This is a genomic window from Niameybacter sp., from assembly GCF_036655075.1.
GTDB lineage: Bacteria > Bacillota > Clostridia > Lachnospirales > Cellulosilyticaceae > Holtiella.
Window position 1 is genome coordinate 92,173 of the sequence record NZ_JAVVQU010000004.1, and the last position, 19,825, is coordinate 111,997.

Consider the following 19,825-nt stretch of genomic DNA (forward strand, 5'->3'; position numbering starts at 1 on the left):
ACTAACGATATTTATTGATAATTTGATTCATAGTATCAAAATGTTTTTCCATGTCCGATACAAGTTTAAATTGTGTTCTACAGCGGTCTAAGTTATGACCATCTCTATGTACATGGAAGTAAGTATCTCCTTGTAAGTAGTCTGTTAAGAAACGCATGCCACATTCAAGGGTCATGGTCATAGCACCTATTGGAAGCATGTTGATTTCTTCTTCAGTAAGATTGCCACCACAGCCTTCTAAGAAGCCCTTTGTATAACTTTCAAATAAGTTAAGATCGAAGTTTACTTTTGTGAGGTCTGGCTCATCTTCGGCGCCTGTTGTTGCACCAAAACGGATAGAGTCACCGAAGTCGTTGACAGATAAACCAGGCATTACAGTATCTAAGTCGATGATGCAAATAGGTTTATTAGTCGCAGTGTCAAACATACTATTGTTGAGTTTTGTATCATTATGAGTCACACGAAGAGGTAGGTCACCTTTTAATAATTTATCAGTAAGGATGTGGGTAAAAGCTTCTCTTTCCATGACAAAGTTGATTTCTTCTTGTACAAGGTGAGCACGTCCACAAACATCAGCTTTAACAGCTTCTACGAAAGTTTGGAAACGAACAGGTGTATTGTGGAAGTCAGGAATCGTTTCAGAAAGTGTATCTGCAGGGTAATCAGAAAGTAGCTTTTGGAAATTTCCAAAAGCATATGCAGATTGATAGAAAAGTTCAGGATTGTCTAAGATTTCATAACAGATTGTATCTGTAAGGAAAGCATAGCTTCTCCAATAATTTCCTAGACCGTCTTTATAGTAAAAAGCACCTCCTTTTGTAGGAATAACATTCAAGGTTTCACGGTTGACATCGCCACCTCTAAGTGTGATTTTTTCTTTAAGAAATGAGGTAACGGCAACAATATTATGCATCAATGCTTCTGGATTTTTAAAGATTTGATGATTAATTCTTTGTAAAATGTAAGGAATGACAACCTCATCCTTTTGAAAATTGACTAAGTAGGTATCATTGATGTGACCATTGCCGTAAGAAGTATGGTTTAAGTATTGACCTTTAAAGGACATATTTTCAATGGCATCCATAATTTTTTCAGAACATAATGCTCGGCTCATTAGTTTTCCTCCCATAGGCGTACTGGATAAATTTGATTATTTTTGAAAGTTTGGATTGCATTTTCAACAGCTTCTTTATCTTCTCTATAAGTCACACCATACCAACGGTCAGTAGAAGTAAGCACTTTAGCAGTGGCTTTGTTTTCTGTTAATAATTCACCTACTACGGAAGGTAAGAAGTATTCACATTTTAATGGATTATTAGTAAGAGATGTATCTAAGAACTGTGAAAATCTCGCTTTAGTTTCTGTTAAGATGCTTGGAGTGAAGCCCCACATGTTCATAGAAACGATAGAAGCTAAGTCAATGTTTACCCAAGTTTCTCCGTCATTTTCAGTGAAAGCTGCACCTGTTTGAGTTTTTTCAATATGTGTGCGCTCTGTGATATTTGTGAGCATATTATTTTCATCCACCTCACAAACACCTCTTGCTACAGAACCGTTTTCTGTAAGCGTATTTTCTAAAACATATCCAACCATAGCATAACGATATTGAGCATCATCTTTTACTTCTGATAGGTAGTTGTAGATAGAAACAAAAGCATCTTTGCCATAGTAGTCATCTGCATTGATGACTGCAAAAGGTGCATCCACTGCATCTAAGCAACATAAGATAGCATGGGCTGTTCCCCAAGGTTTAACACGTCCTTTCGGTAGAGTATAACCCTCAGGAAGGGTGCCTAGTTGTTGATACACGTATTCAACGTTTACAAATTTACTGATGCGGTCTCCAATAATTTCTTTGAAATCTGATTCGATTTCTTTTTTGATAATAAATACAACTTTTTTAAAGCCTGCTCTTACAGCATCGTAGATGGAAAAGTCAATAATTAAGTGTCCTTCATTATCAATTGGATCTATTTGTTTAAGTCCGCCATATCTACTTCCCATACCAGCAGCCATGATTACAAGAATTGGTTCGTTCATTATTTTCACGTCCTTTAAATTTATTTCAAACTTGATTCTAGTATAAAAAATAAGGTTTATATTTTCTATGTAAAATAGTATAATTATTAGTAATATTGGCCACTTATTTCAAAATTACTAAAGGGAGAATGCCATGCATGAAATCATTTCATTAGAGACTGTACTAAAGGAGCTTCATAACATATCTGGATTTCGAATTTCTGTACATGATATGTACTACAAAGAAATTGCTTCCTACCCTAAGGAACTTACTAAATTTTGTGGGATGATGCAATATGATGAACGTGTTTATAAAAATTGTGTAGAAAATGATAGAACTGCTTTTGAAAAGGTAAAAAAAGATCAGCATCCATATATTTATCGATGTCAGTTTGGACTATATGAAGCTGTAGCACCTCTTTATTATTCTGGAATTTTATCTGGATATCTTATGATGGGACAAGCTTTAGATACTTCAATACATACAAAAGAACAAGTGTATAGATTATCAAGCCGACATGTGTCAAATCAAGCCTGCTTGAAAGAGGCTATTGAGAACATTCCAGCATCTACAAAAGAGAAGATTTCTTCATGCATTAATATTATGAGTATCTGTGCAGAGTATATTACTTTAAGTAATCGATTTAAAGCATCTACTAAGAATCTTGCACAAGATGTAAAAAAATATATACAGGAGAACTACGCAGAGAAAATAACTTTAGAAACATTATGTAACCAGTTCTATTGTAGTAAGACAAATCTTACATATACATTTAAGGAAACATATGGTGAGACTATTAGTCAGTTTATTATATCAACACGGTTAGAAAAGGCTGAAAAACTATTAGCGGTTTCAGATATGAAGATCGGAGAGATTGCTAGCCAATGTGGTTTTGCGGATCAGAATTATTTTTGTAAAGTATTTAGTAAAGCATTTGGTGAAACGCCTACAGCTTATAGACAAAATACATAGAAGCTAATATTTTGTCTAATAAAGTATTTTTATGCAGATATAATATGATATAATTTTAGATAGATAATTAGATTATTAAAGAGGAGAGAATAGGTTTATGTTTAATATAGCAATATGTGATGATGAAGCATTGATTTGCTCACACATTGAATCAATTATTTTAGAATTCCAACAGACTATCGCTATGAAAATAAAAATAGAAAAATTTTATGCCGGAGAGGCATTGTGTAAATATATAGAGGAAGAGCATGACTTTGACCTGATTTTTTTAGATATAGAAATGAAGGGAATGAATGGCATTCAAATTGGGAAAATCATACGTGAAGTTAGGGATGATTATAAGACGAAAATAATATATATATCTGCAAAAAATCATTATGACCGACAGTTGTTTGATGTACAACCACTACATTTTTTAGCTAAACCCTTAATTGCTGAAAAAGTTGTTGATGATATTAAACTGGCTATAAGATTGTCAGATAAAACAGGCGGATTTTTTACCTATAAAAAAGGCTTTGAAAAAAAGCAAGTCTTGATAAAAGATATTTTGTATTTTGAAAGTTTAAATAGAGAAGTAAGAGGGGTGTTTACAAAAGGTGAAGAAACTTTTTATGACTCTACAGAAAATGTGTTACGACAAGTAGATCAGTATCAATTTATTCAGATTCATAGATCTTATATCATTAATTATGCATATGTGTGTCGGTTCAAATATGATGAAGTTATTATGAGTAATGGGGAAGTGCTACCGATTGGTCAATCTAGAAGAAAAGATGTAAGAAAATTTCAGATGAGCTTAGAAAAGGACAATTAGAAGATGACACAATATGAGTTAATTTATTTAATCACTACAGTTTTAGTTACTTATACATTATATAAGTTTATGATGATCTTTTTTCCCTATAAACAAGAGCATAAGGGAAGGGAAAAGTTATCCTATATAGCGTATTTTATTATTATTTCATATATATATTTAGTGATAAGAATTCCTGCGATAAAGGTAGTATCTAGTGGAATAGCCTTTTTTTTGCTGACTTTAAATTATAGGGCTAGTTTTAAAAAGCGTATTACAGCAGTGGCTTTTATCTGTTTTATTAATATATGTATAGAAATTATAGTGGTAAAAGTATTTTTAACTCACCAAGTTTACATGTACAGCGAAAGTGAATATCTTGAAAGTTATATTCTTATTGTAATAGCCCTGGTATATTATAGTGTAGTCATGTGTTTAAGTAAGTTTAAAAGTATAAAGCTTGGAGGAAAAGTTCCAGTGTCTTATTGGATTTGTATTTTACTTATGCCAGTTGGAGCATTGTATATTAGCCTCATCCTTTTTCAAATAAATCCCAGTTCAAATCAAGTTATTATAACAAGCGTGGCTTTTTTGCTATTAATGAATTTTGCAACGTTCTATTTATATGAGATGATTTCTAAAGCTTATACTCAAGAAGTAGAAAAAAAATGGATTGCACAGCAAAATAAGTACTATGAAAAACAGTTTCAGATTATGGAATCAGCCATTAAGACCACAAGAACGGTTAAGCATGATTTGAAAAATCATCTTTATATGGTAGATTCTCTCTTGCAAAGAGGTGAACAAGAGGATGCTATTAGGCATATTGCGCAAGTGATAGATGTGTGTGACCATCAACAAGAATATGCCAAGTCAGGGAATATAGCAATTGATAGTATTTTAAATTTTAAACTACAAGAAGCTGAAGAGCAAAATATAAAGGTTGTAGTAGATTTACATATACCAAGTCAAATAGAAGTATCATCTTATGACATTGCTGTAATCTTAGGCAATTTATTGGATAATGCAATTTATGCGGTAGGAGCGTTATCAGCAAATAGATATATTAATATTACAATTAAATATACAAAAGGCAGGCTTATTATAAAAGTACAGAATTCTTATAAAAATGAAATTCAAGAAATAGATGGCACTATATGTACAACCCATAAAGATAAAGAAAATCATGGGATTGGACTAGAAAGTGTAAAAATGGCGTTGGAAAAATATGAGGGATATTTAGATATAGAATATAAAAATCAGATATTTTTAGTAGTTGTATTTATGTATATAAAAGTATAAAGTTGAGTTCACTACATAAACATATATCATTCACTACAAAAGTGTATACAGGCTTAAAAAAAATGAGTATACTTAGCGACGTACGAAAGTTATTGCTTCTTTGCAAGCATAGGGATGCTAAGGTACTAAAGGTTAGAAGTTATAGGGAAAAGATAGTTTGAGTGTCAAGGGGTTGCTAATGAACGGATTTACTGATAGGGGAAAAGAGGAAAATTGTTCAATAGGGAATAATTTCTAATCGGAGTAAAATGCCAAGATAATGGAATAATTGGTCTTAGGGGGCCTAATTAAGAAAGAGGTAATCAACGGAGATTACCTCTTTTTTGTTGTCTAGAAAAGTTTTGATAATCCATACATACAGTGGAATGAAGGAGAATAAATAGGGGCATAGCCACTTTCTTATGTACCTAATAAGGCAGTTCGACAATGAAGGTACAGCCCTCTCCAAGTGTTGAATTAAGGGAGAGTGTGCCCTTGTGTAAATGAATAATTTCTTTAGCAATGCTAAGGCCTAAGCCATAATGACTTTTATCTTTTCTAGAGGCATCTATACGATAAAAACGATCAAAAATATGATGAGCATGTTCGGGTGGGATACCAGGACCATTATCTATAACTTTTATAACACAACTTATAGCTGTAGGGATTAAATCAATGGTAATATGTCCACCGTTTGGCACATAGTACAGTGCATTATCTAGTAAAATAGCGAGGGTTTGTTCAATACGTTCTTGGTCACAAGAAAGAGGTCTTATAGCAGCATCTGGAAGATTCAGTACAAGCTGCTGAGCCTTCTTATGAGCTAGGGGAAGAAATGTATCGAGTAAATCAATCAACAGCGTATCTAGTTCAACTGATGTTTTATGGATAGACCAAGTATGCGCATCGGCTGTTGCAAGGAGCAGAAGATCATCTATAAGGCGTGCCAACCGTGTACATTCTTTCTCGATTTGAGAAGTGAAACGCGTAGTATCTAGATGCTGCTGATCACGGATAACGGCATTACTACTCCTGATCACGGTAAGGGGAGACTTTAACTCATGGGAAGCAGCGGCTATAAATTGGACCTGCTTGTGTTGGTTTTCTTCGATGGGAACAAGTGCCCGACCTGCAAACCAGTAACTAAAAAGTCCGAGTAGTAGAATACCAGCGAAACTAATGAGGATAAAGAGCACACGGGTTTCAATGATATTCATTTTTTCATCTGATAAATCTTGAAGCAAAGTAAGTGTATAGGTACCCGTAGTAGAAGGAATGCGAGCAATGCCTACACGATAGTATTCACCATGAATCCCCTGAAACTTAAAAAGTTGTTTTGTGATGGTTAAGCTAGAAGTAAGACTTGCATTTTTGTCAAAATGATAAGTTTCTAGAGCGATTTGATGAGCAGAATGAAGCAAGTCTTCCCGAGGAGAAAGTGGTGTCCAGGATCCTTTGAAAAAGAGTGGTTGTCCATTATCTTCAATATCAATAATGAGTTTGTTGTCAACCTCCAGCTGAGCAAGCCAAGTGGTCTTGATTTTTTGTCCAGTTTGAAGCTGATAAGCAATGGTTTGAAATTGATTTTCAAAGGCTAATTGATTACGGCTATTAAGTTGTGTTTCTGAAATTTGTAGAGCAAATAGGCAAATGACGAATAAAATAAGGCTTGTAATAGTGCTATTAATGAACGTGAGGCGCATACGTAAAGTTTTAATCATGAGGAAGCTCCAAACTATAGCCTACTCCTCGCAATGTTTTGATTTCTACATGGGAACCTACTGTACGAAGTCTTCTTCTAAGAAAATGCATGTAATTATCTAAGTTGCCTTCTTCAACTTCCGTAGAGGGCCCCCATACACGTGAAAGTAAGAAAGTACGTGGCAATGCAGTCTGTGGTTGTTTGAAAAAAGCCTCAAATAATAGGGTTTCCTTTTTAGAAAGAGAGCAAGTTGCCTTTGGGCCAGTTAAGGTAAGTGCAGACAAATTAAAAGTTGTATCACCAAAGGTCATTTGATCTGTAGTTGTCCAATCAACAGGACGTCTACTAAGCGCCCTAATACGTGCTAAAAGCTCTTCTATAGCAAAGGGCTTAGCTAAATAGTCATCTGCACCTGCATCTAGGCCGACCACTTTATCTCCAATACTATTTAAAGCAGTCACCATAATAACTGGGACTGAAATATGTAATAAACGCATGGCCTTTAGAATATGGATGCCATCTAAAGAAGGAAGCATTCGGTCTAATATAATAAGGTCATAGACTTGTTCCTTAATAAAATGTAAACCATCAGTACCATCGTAGCAACAGTCTACAGTATAACCTTGATTTTGTAACTGTAAACAAACTGTGTCACAAAGGATTTGGTCATCTTCAATGAGTAAAATACGCATGTTATTGCCTCCTTAAATAAGTTTGATAAAAAGAAGATTATTTGCATTATAAGCATTGTACTCTATTTATCTCTAAATAACCTTTAAGAAAATCATTTCTTTTCATTTTTAAAGGTTATTTAGAGATAAAGGGGATAATATAGGCTTAATCAAATAAAAGCAACAAGGAGAACAGCTATGAAAAAACATATTTATAAATTAGTCGCAAGTATGGTAATCGGCACAATGCTGCTCTCAACAACAGCATGTAGTAGTGGTGAAGCTAAGGATCAAACAAACATTGAACAAAAGGTACCAATGGGCAGATATGTAGAACATGATATTAAATTGCCTGATGGTATAGGGGATGTGCTAGATTATTGGGTGCAAGAAGACGGCATGATTAAACTTTATGGTTATGATAAAAATGATAAATTTGCAACTTATACTCAAAAAGAAGAAGGGAGTTGGGAACAAAAAGAAGCTGAATGGTACAGCACGCTAATGAAGGAGGAAAAACGTTTATTGCAAATAGCTGAAAGTCCTGAAGGAAATATCTATATGCTCTATACAGATAATGCTTATAACAGTTACTTAGGAAAAGTAGTAGGGGAAAAGGAAATAGAAGAAATTCCATTCAATGTAGAAGATGGAGGGCCCATTCTGAGTATGCAAATTGCAACAGACGGGGATATTTTTGTGGGAATGCAATATAGTGGTGTTGCCAGAATTGATGTAAAAAGTGGAGCAGTTGTAGCTGAATATATAAGTACTGGATCAGATGGGGAATTTGCTATAACAAAGGACCAGGCTATGTTGTTAGATGTACAACGTGGTGGTGTCGTAGTATTTGACTTAGTGTCAGGAAATGAAGAAAGCTTTATACCTTATGAGGGCAATTTATGGGGCAGTAAGTTATTAGCTAATGAGGAAGGTATTACATATCTTATGAATGAGGAAGGTGTTAATCGTTTAGCACCTGGTGGAAGTGTTTGGGAAACAGTGATAGAAGGACAAATGAGCGCATTTGGTATGCCATCTTTTTACTTAAGAGAAGGCGCACTTAAAAATAATGAAGAATTTGTAGTACTTTTTACTGATCAAGCTGAAGGGTATGTCTTTGCACGTTATGCCTTTGACCCAAGTACTCCGGCTAAGCCTACAACAGAGATAAATCTCTATATGTTAGAAGATAATATGACTATTAGACAAGCAGTTGCCAAATATCAGCGTCAAAACCGAGAAGTACTTATTAATCTTCAAGTAGGTATCGAAAAAGGTAATGTGATTACTAAGTCAGATGCTATACGTACACTCAATACTCAACTTTTAGCAGGAAAAGGACCAGATCTTCTAGTACTAGATGGCCTACCCATACAATCCTATATAGATAAGGGGGTTCTTCTAGATATGAGCAGATGGGCTAGTGAAAGACTAGAAAATAAGGAATGGCTAGAAAATATTGCAGGTGCCTATAGGCAAGAGGATGGTGCAATTTATGCTCTGCCAACACGTTTCGAAATACCAACAATATGGGGAAATAAAGATATTGTTCAGGGTGTACATTCACTAAAAGAGCTTGCTACATGGGCAGATGAAAATGCAGGCAAACAGGTGTTTTACAATATGACACCAGAACAACTTATTAAAAAGTTATATGGTTTAACTGCACACACTTGGTTAGATGAAAAAGGGCAGATTAAAGAAGAAGCATTTATAAGCTTTTTAGAGGCAATTAACACGCTAGCAGATAAGGATGCACCAGTAGATAAAGAGGAATACATTTTAGATACCTTAGCTGTTGAGTACATGGCACACAAAGATGTAGAAGTATATGTCCAAGACATTAAAGGATTTTCACAACTTCCTTACTATTATTCAGCGATCATGCAACGTGGAGAGGGAGACTTTAGCCTAGCTTTGGACAAAGAGGGGGGGGTATTTAATCCTAAAGGAATAATTGGAATCAACGCAAGTAGTGAGTATACAGAGATTGCCGAGGAGATTGCAAAAATAGCTTTATCTAAGCAAGTTCAAAAAGTAGATTTAAATGATGGGATGCCTGTTGAAAGAGAAGTATTTGAAACACAGGCAAAAATAGATAATAGTAGTATGGGAATGATGGCAATGCCTATGTCTATGGAAAAACCTATACAAATGCAACCGGCTTCCCAAGCTTCCTATACACAGCTTAAGGAACAAGTAGAGAAGCTAGTCGTTCCAGCTATGACGGATGAGGTTTTGATGCATTTAATTATAGAGGAGACGAAAGGATATTTTGATGGTGAAAAGACAGCAGAAGAAGCTGCAACAGCAGTTGCAACACGTACAAGAGCCTACTTGGCAGAATAAAGCAAAGAGTGACTTAAAAGTCGCTCTTTGCTTTATAGCACCAAGCTTAATAGGCGTACTGATTTTTATTCTTATTCCTTTTATAGATGTTATCAGAAGATCTTTTTTTGGAGCTATGAGTGGGAAGTTTGTAGGGCTTAAAAATTATAGTGCTATTTTTCAGAACGAAGCCTTTAAGTTAGCAACTATGAACACTCTAAAATTTACAGTAATTTGTATTCCACTATTAATTTTGTCATCACTAGGTTTGGCACTTCTTATCCATCAATTAGGTAAGAAAGCACAACTTTTTAAGATGACATTTCTTTTGCCCATGGCTATTCCTGTAGCCTCTGTAGTTCTTTTGTGGCAAGTGCTTTTTCATCAAAATGGACTTTTAAGTAAAGGGATTATAGCACTTGGCGGGCAAGGGGTAGATTGGATGAAGACAGATTGGTCTTTTTGGATTTTAATTTTAAGCTATTTATGGCGAAACATAGGATATGATATGGTGTTATGGTTAGCAGGACTAAGTACTATTTCACCTGCGGTTTATGAAGCAGCAAAAGTAGATGGTGCCACTGGATGGCAACAATTTATCAAGATTACGATACCACAGCTCTTGCCTACTTTGTTCACTATAGTGGTGTTATCTTTGCTAAATTCTTTCAAAGTATTTAGAGAAGCTTATTTGATAGCGGGGGATTATCCCCATGATAGCATGTATATGCTACAACATCTTTTTAATAACTGGTTTGTTTCATTAGATATTGATAAGTTATCAGCTGCTGCGACAGTGGTAGCAGGGGTTATCTTTATCCTTGTTTTACTCCTACAAAAGACTTGGGAGGAGGATGCTGAATGATAAAAAAAATAATACCCTTCATATTAGTAAGTTTAATTGCAATGGTGGTGTGGTTACCGCTATGGATGCTCCTTAGTGGTTCCTTTATGCCATTAGATGAAATAAAAAGTGCCTTTGGTCCAGTGCTCGTAGGTAGTAAAGGTATGGCAAGTTGGCCACTTATTCCACAATACCCAACCCTTAGGCCATATATTGAATTGCTACTAGATTCCCCTGAGTTTTTTGCGATGTTTTGGAATTCTGTGAAGCTTGTTGTACCTATTTTAGTTGGGCAAGTATGCTTTGGAATGCCAGCGGCGTGGGGATTTGCAAGATATAAGTTTCCTTTTAAGAAAACACTGTTTACTTTGTATATTGCCCTTATGCTTATGCCATTTCAAGTGACTATGGTACCTAACTATCTTGTACTTGATAAGCTACAGCTTCTAGATACAAGAGCAGCTATTATATGGCCTATGATCTTTTCAACTTTCCCTGTGTTTATTATGTATCGCTTTTTTAAGTCAATTCCTGAAGCGATGATTGAAGCGATTCGAATCGATGGTGCAGGACATTGGAAAACTTTTTGGTACATAGGACTGCCACTTGGGGCACCCGGTATCGTGTCTGCAATGGTACTTGGATTTTTAGAGTATTGGAATATGATTGAGCAACCTCTTACATTTATACAAAATAAATCATTATGGCCCTTATCTTTATATTTGCCAAAGATTACAATAGACCAATTGGGTGTATCTATTGTGGCTTCGGTTGTGATGCTAATCCCTGCACTACTTGTGTTCTTATGGGGACAAAATGACTTGGAGGCAGGTATTCGAGTAGCAGGTCTTAAAGAATAGGGGCAACAAGAGAAAGGTATCATTTATGCATATAGATATTAAAAAACAACTTCAAAAAGAGATCCCCCCACCTAAAGAAAAGAGCGATTACGTCAAACAAATGGCACTCAAAGGCCTGGCTGGATTTTTAATCATTATGGTAGTATTAACAGGATTATCTAGGACGGCAGATACCCTTACTACCCCACAAGTTACAGTAACGCATCCTAAGGGCGGACGTATTGAGCAAAAACTAGAGGTTATAGGTTCTTTAAAGCCTAGACAGGAAGAAAGCATGGAAGCCGGTACTGGACTTATAGTACAAGATATTTTAGTAGAGGCAGGGGACCGTGTTAAAAAAGGTGATACACTCCTTATATTAAATGCGAAAGCCTTAGAAGAAAAATTAAATGTTGCACAAGATGAGCTAAAAAAACTTCAACTAAGACTTGAACAACAAGGCCTTAATAAAGATTTTTCTACAACACAAACATCAGTAGAAGAGGCCCAGCAAGACATTGCAAAACTTGAAGCAGATAAGTTAGACCTTATAGAAAAAGAGCAAGTTAAAGTGGATCGTGTAGAAAAAAAGGTAAGTGAAGCCCAGAGCGATTTGCAACAAACTCAAGCAGATTTAGAGATATTTAAAGGCAGTAGCTTGAAAGAACAACTCCAAAAGGCAAAAGAAGAAGAAACCAAGGAAAAACAAAATTTAAGTGATCAAAAATATGAACAAGAAAAAGCGCTTAAAAGAGCAGAACAAGCTTTAAAAGATGCAAAAGAAAACCTTTGGCTTGTAGCAGGTCAAGGCACAGAATCAACAAGTGCACTACAGGCTGTAGAGCGAGCTGAAATGGAATACGACATGACTAAAAAGGATTGGGAGCGTAAAGTCAAAGAGGCAGAAGAAACACTCAAAAAAGCGAGTGGGAAAGTAAAGAAGTTAGAAAATGGTGAAATAGACGAGTCGCTTCTGAAACAAGAAGAGGAAAAGGTAAAAGTTGCAACACGCCAAGTTGAAGAGCAAAAGCGTGCCATAGAAGATACACTTGTAAGTCAAAAGGAAGCCCTGAGAGAAATGGATAGAAAAATAGATGAAGCTAAAAAAGCATTAGATGTAGCAGTTCGAAAAGATGAATTTAATATTTTAAAGGAAGAGCAAACGGCTCAAAAAGAATCCATTGATAAACAGTTGATGCAACTAGATATAGAGGCTAAGCAAAAGGAAATAGAACATATTCAAAAAAGTATTGCAGAAGGTGGACAAATGCTTGCACCAGCAGATGGTATGATTAAAGAAGTGAAAGTTGAAAAAGGTGTGACTACAACAGGTGGAGACTTAGTCACTTTCATTGGAGATACAAGTGAGTACATATTGGAAGTAGAAGTGAATCAAGAAGAAAGTGAAGGGCTTCAAATAGGTGACTCGGTAGAAGTCACACTTGAAGGGGAAAAACAACCGCTACAAGATACAGTGATTGAGAATATTGTCTATGTACAAGGAGAAAGTAGTGGGAAGAAAAAAATAAGTGTCATTGTACCCAGAGGCGATACGGGTATGAATGCAACACTTAAGGTTTCGAAGGAATCCGAAAAGTATCAGTATGTATTGCCTATTGAAGCAGTAAAGGAAGATAATAATGGAAGTTACGTGTTCGTAGCTAAAAAGAAAACAACAACCCTTGGAGAACAAATGGTTGCAGAGCGTGTAGATGTAATGAAATTAGATAAAAATCAAAGTTCTGTAGCTGTACAAGGTGCTTTTGGGCCACAAGATACCCTTATCGTAAACAGTAATAAGCCTATCTCATCAGGCAATCGAGTCCGCCTGATTGAACAATGATGAGGGCAAATAAGCGCATTCTTTCCTATATATGCCTCGTAGGTGTAATCCTCATGGCATGGAGTGTAGGCTTGTCGAATGCACAAAAGCTACTAAGATTAGAGGAAACGGTAGAACTGCGTTATACTGCAGATAGACTTACTTTAGATCAAGTTAAAGAAGTAGAAAAAGGTGAGACAGAAAGTGAGAATAAACTTATTAAAGGTGTTGTTGCTTGGAAACAAACATCAAAACAAACCTTTAAAAATGAAGAGTTAGAAAAAAGTATAGAGGGAGACTTGCTTGAAGTATATGGTCAACTTACGTTGCTACTCCCACAGGATAAACTAATAGGGCAGAACCTTTATAAAGGAGATAGCGAAGGGGCAATTATAACGAAGGGGGTAGCCGAACAACTCTGGGGAAGTACGGATGTAGTGGGGAAAACATTTAAACATGAAGAGAGAGAATATGTTGTAAGAGGCATATTACAAGATGCCACGAAGAGCATTGTGGTGCAAGTAAATGAAAAGAGCAAGGATGCTCAGTTTAGTGCGCTACGGTTAGTCATGATGGAACAAGGCAATATAGAAGAACACCTGAATACTTTAAGGTCAAAGTATAGCTTGCCAGAAGGCATTGTGAATAATCTTTCTCTAAAAAGTATAGGATTAAGTAATCTTGTTCTTTTGCCAGGAGGTTTATTAGGCACCTATGTCCTTCTTAAACTGTACTATTTTATTTATAAGACCCATAGATATTGGGTATCTGCACTGTTATTAGCTCTAATTGCTATTTGTACAACCTGGATGATGAGTGAACTTGTACCTTTTACATTCCAGTTACCAGCCTATATGATTCCAAATCAGTGGTCAGATATTGAGTTTTGGTCTAATCTTGTAAATAAGATAGGAGAAAATAAAGCAATGCTAGACGCGTTACCTTCTTATTTACCGGATTACTGGTATCAGACGTTACAGACAAACTTAATCATTAGTTTTACTTTAACAATGGTAGGTATTATGCTATTTATCAAAAAGATGAAACTTAATACAGGTAAAGAACTTTTTGTGAGGGTGTTACTTGCCATTGTTATAAGTTTTGTAAGTATACTTGTGATGTATGGAATAGGTGAAGAAGTGGGTGTTATAAGGGCGTTTTGGGTTGTGATACCTATGTACCTAGTAATTGACTTTCTTATTACGAAATGGAAGACATTATTTGAAATACAATAAGATAAGAAATAGAGGCTACCATGAAATAGCACTTTAAGCGTGCATTTCGTGGTAGCCTCTATTAAATTAATAAATTATTTTCCGTAGTAAGCTTGTTTGTAAAGGTCTTCTAACTCTTGGACTTTTGGAAGTCTTGGGTTAGCTGTTGTACATTGATCTTCAAAAGCTTTATATGAAAGGTCTTTGATGGCATCAAGATATACTTTTTCATCAATACCCATTTCTTTTAAGGTATAAGGAATGTTAAGCTCTTTCATTAAGTCACGTACAGCTTTAACAAGTGATTTAACACCTTCTTCTGGAGTAGAAGCTGGAAGTCCTAACATTTTAGCAATGTCAGCATATCTTTCTGGTGCTGTAAACTTACCGTATTTAGGGAATGCCATAAATTTAGTAGGATTTGTTTCACCATTGTATCCAATAACGTGTGGAAGAAGGATTGCATTTGCGCGACCATGTGCAATATGGAATTCGCCACCAAGTTTATGAGCAAGTGAGTGGTTCACACCTAAGAATGCATTTGTAAAGGCCATACCAGCAATACATGATGCATTGTGCATTTTTTCACGGGCTTCAGGGTCATTAGCACCCAATTTATATGAACGTGGTAAGTAGTCAAATACAAGTTGGATAGCTTTCATAGCAAGAGCATCTGTAAAATCTGAAGCAAGTACAGAAACATAAGCTTCAATAGCATGTGTTAAAACATCAAGACCTGTATCAGCTGTAGGACCAGCAGGTACACTCATTACAAATTCTGGATCGATGATTGCTACGTCTGGTGTTAATTCATAGTCAGCAAGAGGGTATTTCATATTCTTAGATTTATCAGAGATAACAGCGAAGGATGTAACTTCTGAACCTGTACCAGATGTAGTTGGGATTGCAACGAATTTAGCATTTTTACCCATATGAGGGAACTTATAAACACGTTTTCTAATATCTAAGAATTTTTGAGCCATACCTACGAAGTCTGCTTCTGGATGTTCATAGAATAACCACATGGCTTTACCAGCATCCATTGCAGAACCACCACCAAGGGCAATAATAACGTCTGGTTGGAAGGAACGCATCACTTCAGCACCTTTTCTTACTGTCTCAAGGTCTGGATCGGGTTCAACTTCGCTGAAGATTTCAATAGAAACTTTGTTTGGGTTTTTGTTAAGTTGGTAGATTACACGGTCTACATACCCAAGTTTAACCATCATTGGGTCAGCTACAATAAGTGCACGAGAGATGTTTGGCATTTTTGATAAATATTGAACAGAACCTGCTTCAAAATAGATTTTTTCTGGGATTTTAAACCATTGCATATTCACGCGTCTTTTTGCCACCCTTTTCTTATTGATTAAGTTCATTGCTGTAACGTTTGAAGAAGTAGAGTTACGTCCGTAAGAGCCACAACCAAGTGTAAGTGATGGCATCATAGAGTTATAAACATCGCCAATGCCACCAAAAGCAGAAGGAGAGTTTACAATAATACGACAAGCTTTAAGTCTTTCACCATATTCAGCAATAAGTGCTTCGTTAGTTGAATGAATAACAGCTGTATGTCCAAGACCACCAAGTTCAACCATAGCTTCAGCAAGTCTTATACCATCTTCTACGTCTTTTGCTTTAACAATAGCAAGAACTGGAGAAAGTTTTTCTCTAGAAAGTGGGTAATCTGCACCGATACCATCAATTTCACAGCAAAGAACTTTAGTTTCTTTTGGAATAGTAATGCCAGCAAGTGCAGCAATTTCATAAGGGAATTTACCTACGATATCTGGATTAACCATTTGTTTTTGAGGATTGATTACAAATGGTTCAAGTTTTTTGATTTCTTCTTTGGTTGCAAAGTAACAACCGAATTTTTTCATAAAGGCTACGGCTTTGTCATATACAGGCGCTTCGATGATAGCAGCTTGTTCAGAAGCACAAATCATACCATTATCAAAAGCTTTTGAAAGCATAAGATCTGTAAGAGATTGTTCTAAGTTAGCAGTTTTTTCGATGAAAGCAGGAACGTTACCAGGGCCTACACCAAGTGCGGGTTTACCAGCTGAGTATGCAGAGCGGACCATTGCAGAACCACCTGTTGCAAGAATCATAGCTACTTTTGGATGATTCATAAGTGCAGTCGTTGCTTCGATAGATGGATAGTCAATCCATTGAACACAGTTTTCAGGAGCACCAGCAGCAATTGCAGCATCTCTAACAATCATAGCTGCTTCACGAGAACAGTTTTGGGCAGATGGGTGGAATCCAAAGATAATAGGATTACGTGTTTTAGCACAAATAATAGCTTTAAACATAGCTGTTGAAGTTGGATTAGTTGTAGGTGTAACCCCACATACGATTCCTACTGGTTCAGCAATTTCTAAGTAACCTTCATCTTCATTATCCTCAATTAAACCAACAGTTTTATCATGTTTAATACTGTGATAGATATATTCTGTTGCAAAAATATTTTTTGTAACTTTATCTTCAAAGACACCACGACCTGTTTCTTCTACTGCCATTTTAGCCAGTTTCATTTGTGCTGAAAGACCAGCAAGTGCCATTGCTTTTGTAATCTCATCAATTTGTGCTTGGTCGAGTTTCATGTATGCTTCGAGTGCTTTGTCTGCTTTTTCTACCAATTCATTTACCATAGCTTGAGCATCTACAACAGGTGCTTCTACTTTAACGTTTTTTTCTGTAGCCATAATAATAGCCTCCCTTATGAAAAAATAATAATTTAATTTATTGAATTATGTTATAGTTTTTTATTACGGTTTAATAATATCATTAGAAAAAAATATTGTCAATTATTTAACAAGTTAGTATGAAGATTATATTTATGTATAAAATATCTAATAAAAAAAGGTTATTTGTTTGAGAAACAACGAAAATGTCATATAATTATGGATTGAATTAAATATAAAATTAATAAATAGACTATTTTATTGTACATTAATGAAAATATCTATTTGTAATGCATAGAAATTTAGAAATATAAAATTTTTTATAAGTTTAGAATGTGAATTAAATAGCAAAGGGGATTGACAATAGGATACAAGAAGAGGAGATAGAATAGTCTATTTGTAAAATATTAAGGGAGGATGTGAGAAATGTTGTTAGGAGTCTAGCGAAAGAAATCAAGTTTTAGAAAGGAAAACTTAGAGCGGCTTGAAATATTAAGTTAGGACCAGTACAATGGAATTGAAAAGAGGGGATAAGTTTTAGAACCAATTTTCACAGAAGTTATAAAATAAAGTATATAAAAGAGAGTATAGAATGAAACAATTTAAAAAAGTATATATAGAAATTACTAATATTTGTAATCTTAGTTGCAATTTTTGCCCTAAAACAAAAAGAAAACTAGAAATCTTATCCGGTGAACAGTTTCAAAAGGTTATAGAAGCAGTTAAGCCTTATACAGATTACATCTATCTACATTTGATGGGCGAACCTACGTTGCATAAAGATTTAAGGCTGTTTTTAGAAATAGCTTACGAGGCAGGACTTGAAGTTAACTTAACTACCAATGGAACGCTCCTTCATGAAGTAGAAGATGTATTGATTGAGGCAAAGAGCTTAAGACAAGTGAATATCTCTTTGCATAGTTTTGAAGCCAATGACCAAGGTGTTGATTTAAGCGCTTATGTAGAGCAGATTGCACGATTTGTAAATAAGGCAGCGCCACGTATTATTTGTTCCATGCGACTTTGGAACAAAGATAGTGAGACACTCAAGGCAAGTAATGCTTTAAATATGCCTATTCTACATTTATTAGAAGAAGCATTTCATTTACAAGGGCAATTGAGTGAAGCACTTCAACATAAACCTAGTTTTAAACTTCAAGACCATGTATACTTAAACATGGCAGAAAAGTTTGATTGGCCAGACATAGATAAAGCAGATGATACGGGTCAAATGTTTTGCTATGGGTTACGTGACCAACTAGGTATTTTAGTAGATGGTACAGTAGTGCCTTGTTGCTTAGATAGTGAAGGTAATATTCCACTGGGCAACATCTATGAAACATCTCTTGAAGAGATTCTAAAAAGTCCGCGTGCTACAAGGATTTATGAAGGTTTTTCCAATCGTCAAGCTGTAGAGGAACTTTGTAAACGCTGTGGCTATGCCAAACGTTACTAAATAAAATAAATGAAGGATTAAAGGTAAGCAAATGCGTAATATTAAACTTGTTATTCAATATGATGGTAGTAGATATAAAGGGTTTCAGGCTCAAAAGGACAATGATTTAACCATACAAGGTAAAATCGAAGCAGTTCTTTCTAAAATGAGTCATGAAAAGATTCAACTTATTGGATGTGAGCGTACAGATGTAGGTGTACATGCAGAAAATTATGTGGCAAACTTCCAAACAGAATGTGAACTTAGTGAGACAATGGTTCTTGATTATCTCTATGAGTTTTTACCAGATGATATTGTGGTTAAATCAGTAGAAGAAGTAGGAGAAAGATTCCACGCAAGATATAATGTGAAGTCTAAAACTTATCGTTACCGTATCAACAACAATCGTGTAAGAAATGTATTTGACAGAAAGTATACGTATCATGAAGACGATGCTTTAAATATAGAAGCTATGAAAGAAGCAGCACAAGTATTAGAATGTAGCCATGATTTCCAAAGCTTTACAAGCTTAAAAGCAAATGGCAAGTCAACAGTGCGCACAATCCATATGATTGAGATTGAAGAAAAAGAAGGTGTAGTGACTATTGATGTGACTGCCAATGATTTCTTATGGCATATGCCAAGACTTATTATAGGTGCGCTTCTTGAAGTTGGACTTGGAGAAAATACTATAGAAGATATGAAAGCAAGCTTTGAGGCTTGTACTAAACCAGAATATGCAACATTGGCTAAGTCTAAAGGACTTTGTCTCCTGGACGTTCAATACTAAGAACACTTAAAGAGACTATAAGCTGATGAAGAGTTATAAATGTCTATAAACAGAAGGTCTATGAAACTAGCAAGTTTACGCTAGGTTTATAGACCTTTTGTTATAAAATGAATTTATAAGTAGAAAAAATTATGAAGAATTTATGAAAAAAATTATTCAAAGTTTTACAGGTGTTTAATCAAAATAGAAATTAGGTTTAAAATACAACAAATTGTGTATCTATTATAAAGAAAAATTGTAAGAAATAAATAATTTAATTTAGAAAATATAAAATAACGATATTAAATAATATTTTACATAAGTTGAAAGTTGAATTAAGAGGTATATAATAGGTAGTTGAAAACAAACTACAAGTTGAATAAGGGTGGGAAATGATATGCTTTCTTATGAATTCTTTTTAGACCTAGCGATTATACTAATT

15 protein-coding genes are annotated in these 19,825 nt (G+C 35.2%); 10 read left to right on the forward strand and 5 right to left on the reverse strand.

The window, feature by feature from the left end:
* Position 1 precedes the first annotated feature (1 nt).
* Together RRY75_RS02485 and RRY75_RS02490 are read right to left on the reverse strand one after the other, a co-directional pair.
* Entirely contained in the window at positions 2–1,114 is a 1,113-nt protein-coding gene (locus tag RRY75_RS02485) for a phosphotransferase enzyme family protein (protein ID WP_332527991.1), read from the reverse strand.
* The gene (locus RRY75_RS02490) at positions 1,114–2,040 is read right to left on the reverse strand and encodes a nucleotidyltransferase family protein (protein ID WP_332527990.1); all 927 of its coding nucleotides are present in this window, start codon (positions 2,038–2,040) and stop codon (positions 1,114–1,116) included. The genes RRY75_RS02485 and RRY75_RS02490 overlap by 1 nt, the downstream gene beginning before the upstream one ends.
* A 133-nt stretch (positions 2,041–2,173) precedes the next feature.
* On the opposite strand from RRY75_RS02490, the gene RRY75_RS02495 reads away from it, so the two are divergent.
* From RRY75_RS02495 to RRY75_RS02505, 3 genes are all read left to right on the forward strand, one after another.
* Positions 2,174–2,992: a PocR ligand-binding domain-containing protein gene (locus RRY75_RS02495; RefSeq protein WP_332493339.1), complete on the forward strand. Its 819-nt coding sequence runs from the start codon at positions 2,174–2,176 to the stop codon at positions 2,990–2,992.
* A gap of 97 nt (positions 2,993–3,089) precedes the next feature.
* The gene (locus RRY75_RS02500; protein WP_332493340.1) at positions 3,090–3,806 is read left to right on the forward strand and encodes a LytR/AlgR family response regulator transcription factor; all 717 of its coding nucleotides are present in this window, start codon (positions 3,090–3,092) and stop codon (positions 3,804–3,806) included.
* A 3-nt stretch (positions 3,807–3,809) separates the two neighbouring features.
* Positions 3,810–5,087: a sensor histidine kinase gene (locus RRY75_RS02505; protein WP_332493341.1), complete on the forward strand. Its 1,278-nt coding sequence runs from the start codon at positions 3,810–3,812 to the stop codon at positions 5,085–5,087.
* 407 nt (positions 5,088–5,494) lie between these two features.
* Here RRY75_RS02505 and RRY75_RS02510 read toward each other — a convergent pair whose 3' ends face one another.
* The gene (locus RRY75_RS02510) at positions 5,495–6,787 is read right to left on the reverse strand and encodes a sensor histidine kinase (protein WP_332493342.1); all 1,293 of its coding nucleotides are present in this window, start codon (positions 6,785–6,787) and stop codon (positions 5,495–5,497) included.
* Positions 6,780–7,460 (reverse strand): response regulator transcription factor, encoded by a 681-nt coding sequence (locus tag RRY75_RS02515; RefSeq protein WP_332493343.1) that lies wholly within the window; start codon positions 7,458–7,460, stop codon positions 6,780–6,782. The genes RRY75_RS02510 and RRY75_RS02515 overlap by 8 nt, the downstream gene beginning before the upstream one ends.
* A 177-nt stretch (positions 7,461–7,637) precedes the next feature.
* Between RRY75_RS02515 and RRY75_RS02520 the strand changes: the two genes are divergently transcribed.
* Genes RRY75_RS02520 through RRY75_RS02540 form a run of 5 tightly spaced genes read left to right on the forward strand, consistent with a single transcriptional unit; the run spans position 7,638 to position 14,510 of the window.
* Complete coding sequence (locus tag RRY75_RS02520) at positions 7,638–9,791, forward strand: hypothetical protein (protein ID WP_332715573.1); 2,154 nt, start codon at positions 7,638–7,640, stop codon at positions 9,789–9,791.
* Complete coding sequence (locus RRY75_RS02525) at positions 9,715–10,635, forward strand: carbohydrate ABC transporter permease (protein WP_442935405.1); 921 nt, start codon at positions 9,715–9,717, stop codon at positions 10,633–10,635. Before RRY75_RS02520 ends, RRY75_RS02525 begins: the two co-directional genes overlap by 77 nt.
* Positions 10,635–11,474 (forward strand): carbohydrate ABC transporter permease, encoded by an 840-nt coding sequence (locus tag RRY75_RS02530; RefSeq protein WP_334309729.1) that lies wholly within the window; start codon positions 10,635–10,637, stop codon positions 11,472–11,474. Before RRY75_RS02525 ends, RRY75_RS02530 begins: the two co-directional genes overlap by 1 nt.
* Positions 11,475–11,499: 25 nt before the next feature.
* Positions 11,500–13,296 (forward strand): HlyD family efflux transporter periplasmic adaptor subunit, encoded by a 1,797-nt coding sequence (locus RRY75_RS02535; RefSeq protein ID WP_332527864.1) that lies wholly within the window; start codon positions 11,500–11,502, stop codon positions 13,294–13,296.
* 53 nt (positions 13,297–13,349) lie between these two features.
* Positions 13,350–14,510 (forward strand): ABC transporter permease, encoded by a 1,161-nt coding sequence (locus tag RRY75_RS02540; protein ID WP_332493348.1) that lies wholly within the window; start codon positions 13,350–13,352, stop codon positions 14,508–14,510.
* Between the two features lie 74 nt (positions 14,511–14,584).
* Here the strand turns inward: RRY75_RS02540 and adhE are convergent, their stop codons facing one another.
* On the reverse strand, positions 14,585–17,200 hold the full coding sequence (gene adhE / locus RRY75_RS02545) for a bifunctional acetaldehyde-CoA/alcohol dehydrogenase (RefSeq protein WP_332493349.1): 2,616 nt from the start codon (positions 17,198–17,200) through the stop codon (positions 14,585–14,587).
* Between the two features lie 571 nt (positions 17,201–17,771).
* Here adhE and RRY75_RS02550 point away from each other — a divergent pair.
* A complete protein-coding gene (locus RRY75_RS02550; protein ID WP_332493350.1) occupies positions 17,772–18,635 on the forward strand; it encodes a radical SAM/SPASM domain-containing protein in 864 nt (287 codons plus the stop codon).
* 31 nt (positions 18,636–18,666) lie between these two features.
* The gene (gene truA, locus RRY75_RS02555; protein WP_332527863.1) at positions 18,667–19,404 is read left to right on the forward strand and encodes a tRNA pseudouridine(38-40) synthase TruA; all 738 of its coding nucleotides are present in this window, start codon (positions 18,667–18,669) and stop codon (positions 19,402–19,404) included.
* The last annotated feature ends 421 nt before the right edge of the window (positions 19,405–19,825 follow it).

Coding starts and splice junctions, on each gene's coding strand:
- RRY75_RS02485 (WP_332527991.1), bottom strand. CDS start 1,114: ATGAGCCGAGCATTATGTTCTGAAAAAATTATGGATGCCATTGAAAAT.
- RRY75_RS02490 (WP_332527990.1), bottom strand. CDS start 2,040: ATGAACGAACCAATTCTTGTAATCATGGCTGCTGGTATGGGAAGTAGA.
- RRY75_RS02495 (WP_332493339.1), top strand. CDS start 2,174: ATGCATGAAATCATTTCATTAGAGACTGTACTAAAGGAGCTTCATAAC.
- RRY75_RS02500 (WP_332493340.1), top strand. CDS start 3,090: ATGTTTAATATAGCAATATGTGATGATGAAGCATTGATTTGCTCACAC.
- RRY75_RS02505 (WP_332493341.1), top strand. CDS start 3,810: ATGACACAATATGAGTTAATTTATTTAATCACTACAGTTTTAGTTACT.
- RRY75_RS02510 (WP_332493342.1), bottom strand. CDS start 6,787: ATGATTAAAACTTTACGTATGCGCCTCACGTTCATTAATAGCACTATT.
- RRY75_RS02515 (WP_332493343.1), bottom strand. CDS start 7,460: ATGCGTATTTTACTCATTGAAGATGACCAAATCCTTTGTGACACAGTT.
- RRY75_RS02520 (WP_332715573.1), top strand. CDS start 7,638: ATGAAAAAACATATTTATAAATTAGTCGCAAGTATGGTAATCGGCACA.
- RRY75_RS02535 (WP_332527864.1), top strand. CDS start 11,500: ATGCATATAGATATTAAAAAACAACTTCAAAAAGAGATCCCCCCACCT.
- RRY75_RS02540 (WP_332493348.1), top strand. CDS start 13,350: ATGGCATGGAGTGTAGGCTTGTCGAATGCACAAAAGCTACTAAGATTA.
- adhE (WP_332493349.1), bottom strand. CDS start 17,200: ATGGCTACAGAAAAAAACGTTAAAGTAGAAGCACCTGTTGTAGATGCT.
- RRY75_RS02550 (WP_332493350.1), top strand. CDS start 17,772: ATGAAACAATTTAAAAAAGTATATATAGAAATTACTAATATTTGTAAT.
- truA (WP_332527863.1), top strand. CDS start 18,667: ATGCGTAATATTAAACTTGTTATTCAATATGATGGTAGTAGATATAAA.